Source organism: Gammaproteobacteria bacterium (assembly GCA_035279405.1).
Taxonomy (GTDB): Bacteria; Pseudomonadota; Gammaproteobacteria; order Natronospirales; family REEB76; genus REEB76.
In genome coordinates, this window is sequence record DATEHU010000036.1 from 1 (window position 1) to 2,065 (window position 2,065).

General features: G+C 60.0%; 2 protein-coding genes. One reads left to right on the forward strand and one right to left on the reverse strand.

Going from position 1 to position 2,065, the window contains the following annotated elements; translation table 11 throughout:
• Positions 1 to 138: 138 nt before the first annotated feature.
• Positions 139 to 1,410, reverse strand: coding sequence for an IS701 family transposase (locus VJR90_09120; protein HKV97635.1), 1,272 nt, complete (start codon positions 1,408 to 1,410; stop codon positions 139 to 141).
• A gap of 179 nt (positions 1,411 to 1,589) precedes the next feature.
• Between VJR90_09120 and VJR90_09125 the strand changes: the two genes are divergently transcribed.
• A partial coding sequence (locus VJR90_09125) for a DNA methyltransferase (protein HKV97636.1) occupies positions 1,590 to 2,065 on the forward strand: 476 nt, incomplete at its 3' end.

Sequence of the window (2,065 nt, forward strand, 5' to 3'; positions counted from 1 at the left end):
TCTTACTGCGTCACAAGCGTCGTTTGTCCGCGGTAGCGCCGATTAATTGCAGCACAGCACGGACATCGTAGCAGCCTTTTGACGATCGCAACGGTGAGCCTTTGATGCATCGTTGCGATGGAGTTTGGAATGTGCCGCTCAGGCCGCAACGGCGGAGCCGCGGGGTTGGTAACCGTTGGGAACCGCAAATTTCGCGAAGAGCGTGGCGGAGCGAGGTCCTGAGGGGGGAATCGTCTCCCGTTCTGAGATTAGGAATCCATAAGCCGCGATGCACAGTGTGGCGTGATGGTGGAAGCCGCGCCACCCGCGCCCTTCAAAATGGCCGAGCCCAACCTCTTGCTTGAGCTCCTGATAATCGCGCTCAATGCGCCAGCGGAGTTTGGCCGCATCAATCAAGTCGCGCAATGGTATGGTGTTTGGCAGCGTGGAGAGCCAGTATTTGGTGGGCTCCTCCTCACCCTCGGGCCATTCGATCAGCAGCCACTCTCGGTCGGGATTGTTGAATCGCTCGTGCTTGGATGCAACGCAGATGCGCACCCGCGCAAAGCGCGATGACAGCCATTGGTTGGTGCCTTCCCGCCACCTGATTGCACGCCACGCTTGCGCGGGCAGCAAAAGGGCAACTTGCTTGGCCGAGATTGCGTTAGGTTCGTCCCGACGGCCTTTCTTGGGGGCATGGCCGGGTCGCGCCTGCGGCGCCCATACCAAAGTGTGCGGCAGAATGCCAGCCACATAAGGCAACTCCAGCTCCGCAATGCCTGTGCGCAGCTTGGAGTCATGCCCGTAACCGGCATCCAACAGCACCGTCCCGCGCGCCAGCCCTGCCTCACACGCCCAGCGAATCTGCTCGAGTGCGATCTCCGGCTTCGTCTTGAAGGTGACCTCGGCAGGCACGTTGGCTTTGTCCCGGCGAACGCGATCCTCAGCCCACGCTCTCGGCAGGTAAAGCTGATACGCCACCGGCAGGCTCGCATGATGGCTGGCAAGCGACAGCGATACTGCCACCTGGCAGTTCGCCTGCTTACCGAGCTGGCCGCAGTATTGGTGCGACACCCCAACCGAGTGTCGGCCTTGCTTGGGAAAACTCGTGTCGTCGATGATCCAGGCCTCGATCGGGCCATGCCGTTCAATCGCAGGCAGCACCATCTCGCGCACCTTGGCCAGCATCTTCTCGTCCGACCAAGCTGCAACGCCAACAAAATGCAGCAAAGCTTGGTGTTGTGCCGCCGTCCGCGCCGGTGCTGTCCGCGCTGCCATCGGCTCAACGCTCTTGCGCGCGCCGGGCAACATCAGCCCGGTGCAATAATCCCGCAGCGGCCCGCACCGATCCGCATGGCCCACCACGCTCATAAGCCCCTCGACATACGCTACAAACCGCGATCCACTCTCGTCCGGCGTATCGAGAATCATGTCAGACCCCCTGCCTAACACCTTGAATCTCGCCGCTTAACCGATTCTGCCTCGGAAAACCCCGCGACTTTCTGACTCAGTAAGATTAGAGCATTTTCCGGAAAAGTGGTCACCGGTTTTCCGAAGAAAATGCGACCAAATCTATAAAACTAGACTATGCGGCCGCCGGCGGCGGATTGATGCTGTTCCAGGAAGGTCTAAGCTTTCTCGGTGACGATCCCGATTCGGCCGGCGGCGAAATGACCGCACTGGAAAACCAGGCGAATACGGCGCTCGATGCTTGTATCGGGCACCTCATCGTTGGCCATGCGGCAACCGTCATGGCCGACCTGCCGCCTGGCTGCATCGATCTGATCGTCACCTCGCCGCCATATTGGACCGCCGTCGAATACGCCGGCGGCAACAATTCCTGGACGTCATACGAAGACTACCTTGCCGACCTGCAGGCCGTCTGGGCGGAGTGCGCCAGGGTGCTGCGGCCGAATGGCAAACTCTGCATCAACGCGCCGGTCCTGCCTGTTCCCCAAACCATCATCAGACAACAGACGCGGCATCTGAAAAACATCGCGTTCGACATCGACCACGGGCTGCTCACAAATACCGATCTTGTACGCTACGCGCTATTTGTCTGGCAGAAGCAGACCTCCAAGATGAT

Coding starts and splice junctions, on each gene's coding strand:
- VJR90_09120 (HKV97635.1), bottom strand. CDS start 1,410: ATGATTCTCGATACGCCGGACGAGAGTGGATCGCGGTTTGTAGCGTAT.